The sequence below is a fragment of the Helicobacter pametensis ATCC 51478 genome, from assembly GCF_000518225.1.
In the GTDB taxonomy this organism is placed as follows: Bacteria; Campylobacterota; Campylobacteria; order Campylobacterales; family Helicobacteraceae; genus Helicobacter_G; species Helicobacter_G pametensis.
This window is the reverse complement of sequence record NZ_JADE01000006.1, coordinates 69809-85209: the sequence shown is the minus strand read 5'-3', so window position 1 is coordinate 85209 and position 15401 is coordinate 69809. Positions and strand designations below refer to the sequence as shown.

The following is a 15401-nucleotide window of genomic DNA, read 5'->3' as shown; positions in this document are numbered from 1 at the left end:
CAGTCCCCAATCTTTCATCCCACTTCCCTCAAAAGACCCTCTATCGGTCACAAATCTAAAATCTTCTTATGAAGTTTTTGGCATAATTAGCCGTTTATTTTTCATCAATTGAAAGGTTTCTTGTATGGAAGGAAGATTATTTACTTTTGTGGGCTTAATCAACTCAGATCATGATTTTATCATCGGGTTTTATACGATTCTTGTTGCATTTTTGATTCTTATCTTGGCCAAACTTGCGACAAACAATCTCAAAATTATCCCCCAAGGGTTACAAAATATTTTTGAATGGTTTGTTGAGGGGATTTTAAATGTAGCTAGCGATGTAGTCAGTCGAGAGATTGCTGTGAAATATCTCCCCCTCACAGCGACAATTGCTCTTTTTGTCTTTTTCTCCAATGCTATTGGGATCATCCCAGGTTTTGAGTCTCCTACTTCAAGCTGGAGTTTTACTATTGTTCTAGCCCTAGTTGTGTTTGTTTATTATCATTATGAGGGCATCAAAGCCAAAGGATTTGTGAAGTATTTTTCCCACTTTATGGGACCTGTCCCCTTGCTTGCACCTCTTATGCTTCCAGTAGAAATCATCTCGCACTTTTCTAGAATCATCTCACTATCATTCCGTTTGTTTGGAAATATCAAAGGGGATGATATGTTTTTGCTTGTGATGCTGATGCTTGCCCCATGGCTTGCTCCGCTTCCAGCATTTGCCATTCTTACATTGATGGCTTTTTTGCAAGCTTTTGTTTTTATGATTCTAACTTATGTCTATATTGCTGGAGCAATTATGGAAGAAGAGGGGCATTAAGCGCCCTCTCCCAGACAAAGCGATCAATCTCACAATCATTCTCTAGCACGCAATCAGCTTTCTGCATATAGAGTTTAGATCGTTTATGAAATAATTCTTTTAGATCACTTTGATGCAATAGCGGGCGTTTGGAATATTCATCTTGATCTAGTCTTGCCAAAATCTCTTCCAATCTAAAATTCAAAAACACAACTTCCCCCAACTTTTTTACATCTTGATAAGCTCCAAAGCCTCCTCCACAGTCAATAATATGAGGGATTTGAAGAGAGCAAAGCTTGGTAAATACTTCGCTTTCTTTGAGGCGAAACACTTCTTCTCCAAATCCATCAAAAATTTCTGGGATTGATCGCTGCATCATCTCTTCAATCATTTTATCTGTAGAGATCAAAGGGATACCAAGAGTTAGAGATAATCTCATACTTAAAGTTGATTTTCCACTCCCCATAAAACCAATCAAGACCAAATGTCTCATTTGAGGGTGATGGTATATCCCTTTTGATTCTGCTCAAGATCATAAGCATATTGCCCATCTAGCTCAAGAGAAATGCGATAGTAGTTCTTATGCGTTGCCACAGAAAAAGCGTGGAAAAACATACGATTGAGTGCCAAAGTTTGATCGATCACTTTGTCTTTTCGTTTGAGATCAAGAATGATTCTAAATGGCTTTGGCAAAACAAAGATTTGCTCTAATTTATAAGGAGAGCTAATCTGAATCTTTTTACCCATAATAGTCAGCTCAAAGTCATCAAGCTTATAGGTTACAGGCTTTTTTAGCTCTGCTTCTTGAAGATTCTCAATTTGGGAGATGCTGATAGGATAATGCCAATCAATATCTGAATCAATCTTCACGCTCTCCTCAGCGATCGATCCATCTAGCTTCTGATAGACAAACTTGACTTCTTTGAGGATTCTAGTCGTTGTTGGCAGTGTGACTTTAATATTATCTAGGGGCTTACTGATCGCTCCCTCTATACTCTGTGGACTTGTCTTGGGTGATATTTTCAGCTCAAATGGATCTTCCCGTGCAAACAAAACTAACGCAACCATCACTAGCATTTTTTTCATTTTTGCTCCTCACTTGAGGGTTCCAATCCTCTTAGTTCAAAAATCGTTTTTTGCAAATCCACATTTTCTTTTCTAAGCCGTTCTGTTCGTGTCTCAAGTTCACTTTTTTCTTTTTTGAGCATCAGCAAAACACTCCAAGAATTGCTCCCAAATAAAAGAAAAAATAAATATATCCCAACTCCCAAAACACATAGTGATAAAGTAATCACGCGCTTAGCATTTGATTGTCTAGCTCCATCCCCCTCTTGGAGCTCTACAAACATCTCATCTAATTGCTCTTTTTCCTGCATTAACGAAAGATATTCCACCCCAAATATTCTCCGCCCCCTAGTTCTCTTTCAATCTCAAGCAAACGATTATATTTTGCCATCCTTTCGCTGCGTGCTGTGGATCCTGTCTTGATTTCTCCACAATTTAAAGCTACTGCAAAATCAGCGATAAAACTATCTTCACTCTCTCCACTTCTATGACTCATCACACAGCGATAGCGATTTCTTTGTGCTAGCCTCATTGCCTGCATGCTTTGTGAAACACTCCCGATTTGATTGGGTTTGACCAAAATCGCATTTCCCACACCCTGTGCAATTCCCTCAGCCAAAATTTGTGCATTTGTCACAAACAAATCATCTCCCACAAGCTGAATACGATCTCCAAGTCTTTGAGTAAGGATTTTCCACCCCTCCCAATCATCCTCACTCAAACCATCCTCAATCGATACGATAGGATATTTGCTCACAAGATTCTCATAATACTCAACAAGCTCAAGCGAGCTAAGCTTGCGTCCCTCACCCTCAAGATGATATAACCCATCCTCACCGACTAATTCACTGCTTGCCACATCTAAAGCGATCGCGATCTCATCTCCAGCCTTGTATCCTGCCGCTTCAATAGCTTTCAAAATCACCTCAATGGGTTCTTGATTGTTTTTGAGATTAGGAGCGAATCCACCCTCATCGCCAATAGCTGTCACATCCCCCCTCTCATTGAGAATCTTTTTGAGATTCTGATAGACCTCTGCTGAGGCTCGCAATCCTTCAGAAAAACACTCAAACCCCAAAGGCATAATCATATACTCTTGAAAATCCACAGTATTATCAGCATGGCTTCCACCATTGATGATATTGAGCATAGGCACAGGCAGCACACAAGCATTTGCACCACCAAGATAGCGATACAAGGGAATCCCCAAAGATCTTGCACTTGCTCGCGCATACGCCATACTAACACCCAAGATCGCATTTGCACCAAGAGAAGAATAATTCTCTGTCCCATCCAATGCCCTCATCACAGAATCTACATCATTTTGACGACCAGATTCTGTGCCCATCAAAGCTTCTTTGATGATTTCATTCACATGCTTGCATGCCTTTTGAACACCTTTGCCCATATATCTTGTGCGATCATTATCACGAAGCTCTAGAGCTTCTCTTTTTCCTGTGCTTGCCCCACTTGGGACGATCGCACTCTCACACACACCATCACTTAGCTCAAGAGTCACGCGAACTGTTGGATTACCTCGACTATCCAAAACCTCCATCGCATCAATTTGTGTAATCACTGACATACTTTCTCCTTAAAATTCTGCTTCTTCAGGCAATGGCATAATCTCATCCTGCCCACCAATTTGCTCTTTAATTTTCCCCACGATCTCATCACTCACCTCTGGATTATCTCTCAAAAAAAGCTTGGCATTTTCACGCCCCTGACCAAGCTTCATCGCCCCATAACTAAGCCATGCTCCGCTTTTATCAATAATATCTAGCTTCACGCCATAATCGATAATCTCACCCTCTTTACTAATCCCCTCACCAAACATGATGTCAAACTCAGCCTCTCTAAAAGGTGGAGCAACTTTATTTTTGACGACCTTGGCTTTGGCACGATTTCCGATTTGTTGCTCATTTTGCTTGAGTGTTGCGATGCGCCTGATATCAATCCTCACACTTGCATAAAACTTAAGTGCATTTCCACCCGTTGTCGTCTCTGGACTTCCATACCCCATCATCCCAATCTTCATCCGAATCTGATTGATAAAAATCAAAGTCGTGTTCATTTTATGAAGCACACCTGTGATTTTGCGGAGTGCATGACTCATCAATCTTGCTTGAAGTCCGACATGCTGATCTCCCATATCTCCATCAATCTCAGCCTTAGGCGTGAGAGCTGCAACTGAATCAATAACAACCAAATCCACAGCGCCACTTCGTGTCAGCGTCTCCAAGATTTCTAGTGCTTGCTCACCATTATCTGGCTGAGACACCAAGAGATTCTCAATATCTACACCAAGTTTTTTTGCATAATACACATCCAATGCATGTTCAGCATCGATAAATGCGCAGATTCCGCCATTTTTTTGACATTCTGCAATGATTTGCAAACTCAAAGTCGTTTTTCCAGAACTCTCTGGTCCATAAATTTCTATAATCCTCCCCTTTGGAATCCCCCCAATCCCCAAAGCCATATCAAGCCCGAGCGAACCTGTTGAAATACATTCAATCTTCTCGACCTGCTTATCTCCCAAACGCACCAAGGCTCCTTTTCCAAATGCCTTATCTACTTGTTTGAGGGCAAGCTCGATGGCCTTTTTCTTTTGTTCATCGATACTCATTTGATTCCTTCTTGATATTTTAGTGAAGTGATTTTATCTCAAAGAAAGCTTGCGATTTTGATTTTGGTAGAATCTTTGATCTATTTTAGCTATGAAGGTTGGTGTATGAGAGAGATTTGTATCGCGCATAGTCCAGATGCTGATGATTTGTTTATGTATTATGCGATTGTCTTTGGGTGGGTAGATACTCCATGCCCCTTCTCCAATCTTGCACTAGATATCCAAACACTCAATGCTCTAGCACTCCAAAAACGCTATGAAGTAAGCGCGATCTCCTTTGGGGTGTATCCTCTGATTGTGCAAGATTATGCTTTACTTACCACGGGATTGAGTTTTGGTGATGGATATGGTCCAAAACTCATCAAAAAATCAACAACTACACTTAAGAAAAATTTCAAAGTTGCACTCAGTGGAGAACATACAAGCAATGCTCTTCTCTTTAGGCTCAAATACCCAAATGCACGCATCGTGTATAAAAATTTCTTAGAAATTGAAGGAGCTGTTTTGAGTGGAGAAGTCGATGCTGGGGTTTTGATTCATGAATCAATTCTCAATTTTGATCCTTCTCTTGTTGTTGAAGCATTTTTGTGGGATATTTGGCTAGAGATGACGCACAAAGAATTACCCTTACCTCTTGGTGGTATGGCCATCTCACGCTCTATCCCACTCAATCAAGCAATCACAATCCAAGATGTCTTGACCAAAGCAGTCACAATTGCCACAAAATACAAACCCCTGCTCTCCAAAATGCTCCTTGAGCGCAATCTAGTGCGTGTAAATGAGGAAGATTTAAACACTTATCTCAATCTATATGCCAACACACAATCCATCTCTCTAAGTCCAATCCAACTTGAAGCACTTGAGATGCTTTTCGCTCTAGGATACAACAAAGGATTCTACTCTTCCAAAATTGATCCCAAAGACTGCCTCATCCCCACAGAATACACAGGATTGAGATACAGCTAACCTCACAAGATCCAAACATTAAATACAAGGGATTCTATTCAACCCCCTCCCTCCCCCTTTTAGAGTTTTGATGAGTTACTTTGCACCTTTTGGTGGTTCAAAGGCTGTAAGCTTGGGTGCTTTGCCTTTAAATTTCTCGATATTGACAAGTGCAGTGCTTGCGATATTGGCATCTGCCAGCTCACTTGTTGGGATATCAAGTGTGAGCATATTGGGGCATCCATTTTTGCACATACTGCCCTCTTTGCCCGCATCTTCTGGATCATACCAAGCCCCCTCAAAGATTCTCACTACCCCTCTTGGCATCACATCGCTCACCACAGCTCCTGCCAAAGCCTGACCTCGCGCATTGAATACTCTTACCAAGTCTCCACTTTTGATTCCCTTTTTCTTGGCATCGACTGGATTGATCCAAATAGGCTCACGATCAGCCACTGCATATTGATCTCTAAGACTTGTATTGCTAAGCTGAGAGTGAAGACGATTGATTGGGTGGGGACTAATGAGTGCAAATTCTGCTGGTTTATTTTTCATCCCTAGCCACTCAATTGGCTCAAACCACATTGGATGAGCTTTGCAATCCTGATAGTTCATCTTAGCAATCGTTTCAGAATAGATCTCGATCTTTCCACTTGGCGTGCCCAAAGGATTGAGGATCGGATCTTCTCTAAACTCTGCATGGCGCACATAAGTTTCACCCTCTGGAGTTGGGGCAAATGTAAGAGGTTTATTATTTTTCCAAAAGGTTGCAAAATCAGGCATTTCATTGCCATCTGCCATCAAAACTCCAGCTTTTTGTGCTTGATTATAGGCCTGAGTATAAAAGCCCTCTAGCCATTGCATTTCACTTTTTCCACCCTCACTGAACTCTTGACCAAACCCACAAGCATTTGCCAAATCTGCAAATACCTCATAATCAGTTTTGGACTTTGGCATTCTCTCAACAACTTGCTTCATAGGACAAATATTGAGATTACTATAGTCTCCAGTCATTGTGAGATCGTTTCGCTCATAAGGTGTTGCGATAGGGAAGACGATGTCTGCCATCTTGGCACTTGGTGTCCAATACATATCATGCACAACTACAGTGCTAGGTTTCTTCCAAGCTTTGACATATTTATTGAGATTTTGTTGATGCACCATAGGATTCCCACCTACCCAATAAATCATATCAATCTCAGGATAAGTGATTTCACGGCCATTGTATTGGAGTTTCGCTCCAGGATTAAGAAGACAATCAGCAATTCTTGCTACAGGAATTGCCCCACTTTTTTCTTTCTCTTCTTGATTTTTCCAATTCTCACCATTGATGGGCTTTCCTACATTGATCCCGCCAAGAACGGGGGCATTGGTCGTAGGGCTTCCGCCATTGCTATAGTGATAGCTGATCCCAAATCCTCCACCAGCAAGTCCGATTTGCCCAATCATAGAAGCCAAAGTCACAGCCATCCAGTGTGCCTGCTCTCCATGATGCTGGCGTTGGATATTCCATCCCATCATAAGCATTGTGCGATTTTCAAAGAAAAGCTTTGCTAATTCTTTGATTTTCTTCTCACTCACTCCTGAGATTTTAGAAGCCCATTTGGCATCTTTTGGAGTTTTATCTGTTTTGCCTAGGACATATTCTGCAAATTTTTCAAATCCCTCTGTATAAGTTTCGATAAATTCCTTGTCATATTTTCCACTTGTAAGCATTGTGTGAATGATTCCAAGCATCAAAGCAACATCGGTGTTGGGAGTGAGGGAAATTTGCTCTGCTGAGTCTTCAAAAAACTGAATCGTCTCGCTCTTCATAGGATCGATGCATAGAACTTTGATTTTTTTGGCTTTGGCTGCCTTTTTGAGCTCTTCAAAATATTTCAAACCTTTACTATCTCCTGCTGTATAAGCAAGTTTGAGAGTTGCAAGCGGGTTGGCTCCCCAGATCACTACTACCTTTGAATTCTCAAGCACTAAGGGCCAAGAGGTTTGTTGCTCATATACCTCCAAAGTTCCCATCACATGAGGCATAATCACTTGAGCAGCACCAGTAGAATAATCTCCAAGCCCCCCTACAAACCCACCGCCCATTGTAAGGAATCGATGAAGCAAGGTTCTAGCACTATGGAGCTTTCCACTACTCTGCCACCCATAAGAACCTCCATAGATTCCACTTGCTCCTTTTTCTTTCCTTATTCTTTTCACCTCATCACTGACTAGTTTGATGGCTTGCTCATAGCTAATTTCTACCCACTCATCATTTCCTCTGAGCTCTCTATGATTGGACTTTTTCTCAAGATAGCTTTTTCTCACCATTGGGGCTTTGATTCTGTTTGCTCTTTTGCCATCGATAAGGTCAGGCACACTTGTTCTCATATCAAGAGAATTCAAAGCTTTGCCATCAGACATATAAATCGAATCTGAATTACTCAAAGCATCAGAGCTCACCACGGCTTTTCCATTTTTAACCTTGACCTTGATGATCCCCCAATGCGCTGCTGTATAGACCTCACCATTGAGCACAAGATCGGTGCTAAATTTATTGGCTCCTGCGGCTAGAAGCGTGCTTTTGTCTGTCAGTTGGCTCACAAATGGGATAGAGGCAAAGAGTCCTGCATATTTGAGTAAATTCCTTCTATTGTGATTGATTTGTGTTTTCATGTTTTTTCTCCTTATTGCATATCTTTTGCATTCTTTTGAAGATATTGAATCACTAGAAAATAATCTTTTTTCTCAATCCCTGTTCTTCCTGCCATCGCTTTAAACATACTTGGCCATTGATTGGCTGTGAATTCCTTAACTGGATGAAGACCATGGCACATAGAGCAGTTTTGCTCATACATATCTTTGGCTTGTGCATACAAGGCCTCGACATCATTGACCAAATCTGCATTATCTGTCCAAACTTGAACCTTGACTTTGTTGTATATTTTTTCATCTATTTCTTGAGAATCAAGTTTTTCAAATTTGACTCCTGCCTTCCCATCAAATCCAGCATTTAAGATTCGTTTACCTGCTACAAAATAAATGGCTGGCTTTGCTTCTTCTTGGAAACCTTCAATAGAAATCAAAACTCTCTTTCCATCGGTTTTTAGCACTTCAACTTTTGCCGTTGGAAGCAATTTCCCAATCACTTTTTCACTCTTTGCATCAGCATAAAGTGGTTTGACTGTGGTTGCATATTGGGTTTGAGCAAAGGCTAGAGAGCCCATTGCTGCAATAAATGCAAATATTCTAGAGAACATTAAAAACTCCTTTGGGGGGTAGATTTGGTGGATTTGACTTTCATCAAATCTTTAAAATGAGATTCTATAAAACGCACATAAAATGCAAAACGATGTCGCTATACAAATCTAAACATAACGAAACAGTAGATAAGTAAAAAATTTACTTTTTAATGAAAAATCTCTTTTGTTAAATTTTAGAATCTCGATTTTATGGGGACTTTGGCTCTTTGATACTTTTTGAAGCACTTCCCCATAAGCCTCCATCAAAACCTGCTCAATGATCACATATCAAGATATTGCTATGCATAGACGAAATAGATCACAAACTGTATAATGACCAATTCAAAATCTTTCATCCCAACACAAAGGCCAGATCATCAAACAGCTTTTCCTACTCTTTGCTATTGTTATTCTTTTTATGGAATCTGTTCTGATCTTTGGAACTTTTGGTTTGATGGGTTCTTTTGGCAATGCCTTTTTTAATATCAACTTTACACTTTTTGGAATCCTCTCCTACTTTTATCCCCCGTGTTTTTTATATCTTGGCTACATCCTTTATAAGACCAAAAAATTGACATGGCGCTATGCCGAGCTTTGTTTGGCTTGGACTTTATTTTTTTTGCTCCTTTTAGTTTTGCAAACCTCAATATTTGGGCTTGGAATCTTTGGTCAAGCCATTATTGAGTATCTCAAACCTTATTTGGGACTTTTTGGCATCTGGGTTCTCTCTCTGCTTGGGATAGGGATGTGTCTGATCTCTATCAGTAATGCTGATATTTTTCAGATTCTTCAAATGATCAATTTTTCTCATCGATTTGCTCAACTCATCCTCTCTCTCAAGTCCATCACTTCAAAGCTAACTTGCCATCTTGCTAGATTTTCCAAATCTTTCTTTGCATCTCTCCAGCGCCAAATCACCACCATCAAAACCAAAATATACACCAAAGAAAAATCCCCACTTGAAGAACTTCCTAGACACATCGATCTCAAGGATCTCTTGCCAGAGCAATCCACAGCAGCTCATCAAACCCAACATACACTTCCATTCATCCCAGAGATTCCCAAAACCACTCAAGCAAAAAAGGAGAAATTTGTGTTTAAAAAAGATGACAAAATCAATATTCAAGAATATATCGTTGCTACACGAAATGAAGAAAAGCGCTCTCATATCCGCGTCGTTGATGAAATCAAACCTATCAAAGAAAATCCATTTCTCAAGGACAACTTTCCTATTCATTCCCAAGGAATCAGCACAAGTGCAGAGCTACTCAAAAGGATCAAAAACCAAGATCTCCACCCCTCTCTAGCCCAACACAACATCAAATCTACTCCCTCACAACAAGAGACATCAACCCCTCCTTCTCATCTAGCACAAACGACCCAACCCCCTCAAGAAACCACTATCTCACAATCCCTCAAGCCACTGGAGTCGCCAGAGTCGCTGGATTTGACATCCACAGAGCCCATCCATCCCTCACCCCTCAAAGCAGAGCTACCTCCATTTGAAACTCCACAAGAACTCAATATACCCCAAATTTTGATGACTGAGACTCTCTCACACCCTTCTAGCACCTATCCATCGACCCCTCCTCATTTGAGCAAATCAAAAATCACACACATCAAAACACTAGAAGAAAATGAAGCATTATTGAAAGAAATTGATCAGGGAGATATCTTTGTGCCAAAAGATTACAAACTTCCTCCAATCTCTCTTCTTTCTGAAGCACCAAGGCAAAACAATGAGATTGATGAAAATGAGATTGATTCCAAGATTCAAAGCCTGCTTGAAAAGCTCTCTGTCTTCAAAATTGAAGGAGATGTGATACGCACATATTCTGGTCCCATCATCACAACCCTTGAATTTCGTCCTGCACCCAATGTCAAAGTCAGCAGAATCCAAAGCTTGGAAAATGACATCGCAATGGCATTGGAGGCCAAATCCATCCGCATCCAAGCCCCAATCCCTGGGAAAAATGTCGTAGGCATTGAGATCCCAAACTCAAGTACGCAAACTATTTATCTAAGAGAGATCTTTGAATCTGAAATTTTTCAAAACTCCTCCTCACCCCTCACACTTGCTCTTGGCAAAGATGTAGTGGGCAATCCCTTCATCACAGATCTCAAAAAACTCCCCCATCTTTTGATCGCTGGAACCACAGGAAGTGGAAAAAGTGTGGGAGTGAATGCGATGATTCTCTCCCTCCTCTATCGCAACTCTCCTGATGATTTGAAACTTATGATGGTGGATCCTAAAATGGTGGAATTTATGCCCTATAGTGATCTACCTCATCTTATCACACCCATCATCACAGATCCCAAAAAAGCAGTGATTGGACTAGCAAATGCTGTGCGCGAGATGGAGCGTCGCTATACTTTGATGAGTCAATCACGCACCAAAGAAATCATCAGCTACAATCAAAAAGCAGAAGAGCTAGGGCTAGAAAAATTCCCCTACTTTGTCATCATCATCGATGAATTGGCAGATTTGATTGTCACAGCTGGTAAAGAAGTCGAATATTCTTTGGGCAGAATCAGTGCTATGGGGAGAGCTTCTGGGATGCATCTCATTGTGGCCACCCAAAGTCCAAGAGCAGACATTCTAATCGGTCAAATCAAAACCAATCTTCCTGCTCATCTTAGTTTCAAAGTTGGATCTAAGATTGATGCGGGAATCATTGGCTGTGCGGGGGCTGAGACATTGCTTGGAAGGGGGGATATGCTTTTTACTCCCCCAGGGGTTAGCGGACTTGTGAGACTTCATGCCCCATGGAGCAGTGAAGATGAAGTCAATGAGATCGTAAGCTACATCAAAGATCAGCGAGGGACGATGTATGATGTCAGCTTTTTGCCTGAAGACAAAGAGAGCTTTGGGGCGATGGATTGCCAAGATCTCGATCCTGAAACAGCACAACTCCTTGAGAAAGCAAAACAAATCATCATCCAAGATGGCAAAACCTCAATCAGCTATCTCCAAAGAAGATTGAGTATCGGCTACAACAAAGCAGCCACCTTGATTGAAACTCTTGAGCAAATTGGCTTTTTATCTGAACCTGATGCCAAAGGAAACCGCCAGATTCTCTAAACCCTCATCTATAGCCCCCAGGTTCAGAGAGGCAAGACATCGCAAAATTTGCTAATATATAAAAATTTTTAACTAAAAGGTAAATGGTCATGAATGCTCTTGTTCTTCTGCTTATTGGAATCATTGCTTTTTGCTTTGGATGGTTTGTGTATTCTAGGTTTGTTGCCCAAAAGATTCTCAAACTCTCCTCAAGTTTTCAAACCCCCGCACATACCATGCGTGATGACATCGACTATATCCCTACCAACAAATTTGTCCTATGGGGTCATCATTTTACAGCTGTTGCTGGAGCTGCTCCAATCGTCGGGCCAGCAATCGCTGTGCAATGGGGATGGATGCCTGCTTTCTTCTGGGTTGTGCTTGGGACAGTTTTCTTTGCAGGAATCCATGATATGAGTGCACTTTGGGCAAGTGTGCGACATCGAGGTCAATCCATCGGAGGTGTTTGTCGCATGATTGTTGGATCCAAAGTTGGCCAACTTTTTATGATTGTGATTTTTTTAGTTTTGCTGATGGTGAATAGTGCCTTTGGTGTCATTATCGCCAATGAATCTGTTTCTTATCCATCCACGATCATTCCTGCTTGGGGTGCTGTGTTTGTCGCTGTTTTTATGGGAATTGCAATCTATCGATTCAAACTCAATCTTGGGATTGTCACTCTCATTGGCGTTGTCGCCCTCTATGCACTCATCCCTCTAGGAAGTATCATTCCCATCAACTTACCCTCAGAATTTCTAGGCCTAAATGCCTATCAGCAGTGGATCATCATCCTCTTCATCTATGCGGGCGTTGCCTCTATCATGCCTGTTTGGCTTCTTTTGCAACCACGCGACTATATCAATGGAATCCAGCTCTTTATCGGACTAGCTCTTCTATATGGATCCATCTTCCTAGTCGCCCCAGCTGTCGTCGCTCCAGAAGTTATCCCAGCGGTCAGCGAAGAGGGAGGATGGAAGATTTTGATTCCTGTGCTGTTTATTACTGTGGCTTGTGGAGCTATTAGTGGTTTTCATGGAATTGTTGCTTCAGGGACAACATCTAAGCAAATTGATAATGAAAAAGATGTAAGGTTTGTAGGCTATCTTGGAGCACTTGGAGAGGGCTCTCTTGCGCTTGCCACCATCATTGCCTGTATTGCAGGACTTGGACTTATCAATGCCGATCTCTCACCAGAAACTTGGGCATCACTTTATAAAGGAGGTGCATCAAATTTCTCCACAGGAGGAGCTGCGATTTTGCACTCTGGGCTTGGAATCCCTCAAAATATAGGGCAAACTCTCTTGTCTCTTATGATCATTCTTTTTGCAGCCACGACGATGGATGCAGGGATCAGACTCCAACGCTATATCGTGCAAGAGTGGGGAGAACTCTATCAAATCCATCCACTCAAAAACAAATGGATTTCGACCCTCATCGCTGTGGGTCTCTGCTTCGCACTCTCTTGGAGCGGTTTGGGTGAAGGAGGAAAAAATGAAGTTGTGATCTGGCCACTCTTTGGTGCTACAAACCAGATCCTAGCCTCACTCACTCTTTTGACAATTGCTGTGATTTTGATTCAAAATAATAGGATCAAAGGCTCTTTAGTTGTGCTCATTCCTATGACTTTTATTCTCACGATGTCTTTTTGGGGTGCATTGATCAAACTAGGTGATTACTTCAAAGCAGAAAATTATCTTTTGTTTGGAATCAGCTTTGTTGTCATTATTGTCACGATTGCTGTTGTGCTTTCAGCTCTCTCTTGCATTTCAAAGATTCTCAGACAACATCGTGCTTAATTTTTTGAAAAAATCTAGCTCACTTCTTCAAAGCTATTATGAAGTGAGCTACAAGCACACACTCAAAAAAGAACAAGAAGATCTTGAAGCATTTTTTATGCTTTTGGCTTTCTCTGAAACAATGGGGATAGCCAATCCCTATGAGTTCTATATGCTTGAGCTCATCCCTGATCTGATGCCCAAATTTCATCAATGGCACAAAAAAGCTGGATTTGAGAAATCTCCATTTGATTTTTTCCCTTGCGCATGCTGTTAAATCAAATCATCTTTGTCGGTGGAAAAGGAGGGGTGGGTAAAAGCACGATTTCTAGCTCACTTGCCCTACACCTCTCACTCAAAAATAAAAAAACTCTACTAATCTCCACAGATCCCGCACACAACCTAAGCGATATTTTCAATCTTCCCTATTCTCAATCTAGCATTTGGATCAATCCTTGTTTATTTTTGCGTCAAATCGATCCCAAGCAAGAAGTCATCACCTACACTCAAAACATCGCTAAAGATGCTAAAAAGCTCATCGGCGCACATCACTATGAGATGATTGATCGATACTACAAAAGTGCTTCAGAAAATGGAATGACACAGGAATCTGCTCTTTTTGATTCTCTTGTTAGAATCATTGCTCTAGATCAAGATCAGTGGGATCATATTGTAATAGATACAGCTCCAACTGGCCATACATTGAGATTTTTCACTCTAGCTCAAACGCTCAAAACTTGGAGCAAAACTCTCCTAGGCTATCAGAAGAAAAACTCTTATTTGTATGACATTTTAGGATCCCCCTCACTTGAAAATCACTCAATCATTCAGCGCCTAGAAGAGCGCTATAAGCTTTACCATCAATTTCAATCCATCCTTACAAATCCACAAAAGACCTCTATTATTTTTACACTCAACCCCGATCTTCTATCAATCAATGAAACAAAACGAGCACTTCTTGAACTTCAACGAGACAAGATTCATATTTATGCCCTTGCGATCAACAAAATCTTCCCATCAAGTTCTGATTCTTTTTTGCAAAAACGCTACGCTATTCAAGCCCATTATCTTGAAAAAATTTATCAAGACTTCTCAGCTTTTATTCACTGGAAAATCCCCTATCTTGATAAAGATATCACCAAGGAAGAGCAAATCCTCTCTCTTCTCTCTCATATCTCTATAAGCTAATGCTAAAATTTTTATTTTTAAGGATTAAAATATGAAAAAAACTCTATGGATTATACTTGCTTTGCTTTCTTCTATGATTGCCCAAGAAGAGCAAACTCCTAAAGAAGAAAATCAACAAACACAGCAGTCATTAAGCAAGGCTCAAATCAAATCTGGCTTTCTTATAGGGATTGAAGCACTTATTGGCTCATCAAGTACTCATGAGGAAAATCACAGCCAAACCTCATCTATCTTTTCTTTGATGGGTGGGCTTTATGGAGGATATCAGCATTATTTTGATGATGATTTTGGGATCAGAGCACTATTGAGCATCCATGATGGGACGCCCATCACTGGAGAACTCACAGTAGCAAACCAAATGATCCAAACTTTTGCACTTCCTTTTTGGGTAGGGACAGAGCTAGATATCTTGTGGGATTTTTGGCAAGAGGGAGAGCATGTCTTGGGAATCAGTGCTGGACTTGGATACAACTTTGAAATCTATCATGCACGAGAAGCAAAGATCAATGACACAGCCTATTCTATCCCCAATCTTTTTCAACACAATCTCTATCCAATCCTTGGAATCCACTACTATTATGGACATCACCAGATGAGTTTAAACTATCGATTTATCGGATCTTTCAACTCATCTCTTGAAGAATACTTCATCGCCAATATCCCCTTCAAGACAAAATATACTTTCAAAGATTATTTGAATTTTTCCTACACTTATCGCTTCTAGTGA

General features: G+C 40.9%; 14 protein-coding genes. 7 read left to right on the top strand and 7 right to left on the bottom strand.

Annotation, left to right across the window (positions count from 1 at the left end):
* Positions 1 to 124: 124 nt before the first annotated feature.
* A complete protein-coding gene (locus T391_RS0100570) occupies positions 125 to 805 on the top strand; it encodes a F0F1 ATP synthase subunit A (protein ID WP_027326708.1) in 681 nt (226 codons plus the stop codon).
* On the opposite strand, the gene T391_RS0100565 is transcribed toward T391_RS0100570, so the two are convergent.
* Genes T391_RS0100565 through recA form a run of 5 tightly spaced genes read right to left on the bottom strand, consistent with a single transcriptional unit; the run spans position 783 to position 4478 of the window.
* A complete protein-coding gene (locus T391_RS0100565) occupies positions 783 to 1250 on the bottom strand; it encodes a shikimate kinase (protein ID WP_267891633.1) in 468 nt (155 codons plus the stop codon). The genes T391_RS0100570 and T391_RS0100565 overlap by 23 nt on opposite strands.
* Before the next feature lie 23 nt (positions 1251 to 1273).
* Positions 1274 to 1870 (bottom strand): AMIN domain-containing protein, encoded by a 597-nt coding sequence (locus T391_RS0100560; RefSeq protein ID WP_027326706.1) that lies wholly within the window; start codon positions 1868 to 1870, stop codon positions 1274 to 1276.
* On the bottom strand, positions 1867 to 2160 hold the full coding sequence (locus T391_RS07470) for a hypothetical protein (RefSeq protein ID WP_051420491.1): 294 nt from the start codon (positions 2158 to 2160) through the stop codon (positions 1867 to 1869). The genes T391_RS0100560 and T391_RS07470 overlap by 4 nt, the downstream gene beginning before the upstream one ends.
* Entirely contained in the window at positions 2160 to 3434 is a 1275-nt protein-coding gene (eno, locus tag T391_RS0100550; protein ID WP_027326705.1) for a phosphopyruvate hydratase, read from the bottom strand. Before eno ends, T391_RS07470 begins: the two co-directional genes overlap by 1 nt.
* 9 nt (positions 3435 to 3443) lie before the next feature.
* On the bottom strand, positions 3444 to 4478 hold the full coding sequence (gene recA / locus T391_RS0100545; RefSeq protein WP_027326704.1) for a recombinase RecA: 1035 nt from the start codon (positions 4476 to 4478) through the stop codon (positions 3444 to 3446).
* A 105-nt stretch (positions 4479 to 4583) separates the two neighbouring features.
* Here recA and T391_RS0100540 point away from each other — a divergent pair, with 105 nt between their 5' ends.
* Complete coding sequence (locus tag T391_RS0100540) at positions 4584 to 5444, top strand: menaquinone biosynthesis family protein (RefSeq protein WP_027326703.1); 861 nt, start codon at positions 4584 to 4586, stop codon at positions 5442 to 5444.
* A gap of 75 nt (positions 5445 to 5519) precedes the next feature.
* Here the strand turns inward: T391_RS0100540 and T391_RS0100535 are convergent, their stop codons facing one another.
* Both T391_RS0100535 and T391_RS0100530 read right to left on the bottom strand, forming a co-directional pair.
* Positions 5520 to 8084, bottom strand: coding sequence for a molybdopterin guanine dinucleotide-containing S/N-oxide reductase (locus tag T391_RS0100535; protein WP_034583274.1), 2565 nt, complete (start codon positions 8082 to 8084; stop codon positions 5520 to 5522).
* 11 nt (positions 8085 to 8095) lie between these two features.
* The gene (locus tag T391_RS0100530; protein ID WP_027326701.1) at positions 8096 to 8668 is read right to left on the bottom strand and encodes a hypothetical protein; all 573 of its coding nucleotides are present in this window, start codon (positions 8666 to 8668) and stop codon (positions 8096 to 8098) included.
* A gap of 436 nt (positions 8669 to 9104) precedes the next feature.
* Here T391_RS0100530 and T391_RS0100520 point away from each other — a divergent pair, with 436 nt between their 5' ends.
* The 5 genes from T391_RS0100520 (at position 9105) to T391_RS0100500 (ending at position 15398) form a co-directional block, all read left to right on the top strand.
* Entirely contained in the window at positions 9105 to 11732 is a 2628-nt protein-coding gene (locus T391_RS0100520; RefSeq protein ID WP_084340071.1) for an FtsK/SpoIIIE family DNA translocase, read from the top strand.
* Between the two features lie 89 nt (positions 11733 to 11821).
* The gene (locus T391_RS0100515) at positions 11822 to 13507 is read left to right on the top strand and encodes a carbon starvation CstA family protein (RefSeq protein ID WP_027326699.1); all 1686 of its coding nucleotides are present in this window, start codon (positions 11822 to 11824) and stop codon (positions 13505 to 13507) included.
* Entirely contained in the window at positions 13500 to 13763 is a 264-nt protein-coding gene (locus tag T391_RS0100510; RefSeq protein WP_233709524.1) for a cory-CC-star protein, read from the top strand. Before T391_RS0100515 ends, T391_RS0100510 begins: the two co-directional genes overlap by 8 nt.
* The gene (locus tag T391_RS0100505; protein ID WP_027326697.1) at positions 13754 to 14674 is read left to right on the top strand and encodes an ArsA family ATPase; all 921 of its coding nucleotides are present in this window, start codon (positions 13754 to 13756) and stop codon (positions 14672 to 14674) included. The genes T391_RS0100510 and T391_RS0100505 overlap by 10 nt, the downstream gene beginning before the upstream one ends.
* Before the next feature lie 31 nt (positions 14675 to 14705).
* Positions 14706 to 15398: a hypothetical protein gene (locus T391_RS0100500; RefSeq protein WP_027326696.1), complete on the top strand. Its 693-nt coding sequence runs from the start codon at positions 14706 to 14708 to the stop codon at positions 15396 to 15398.
* Positions 15399 to 15401 lie beyond the last annotated feature (3 nt).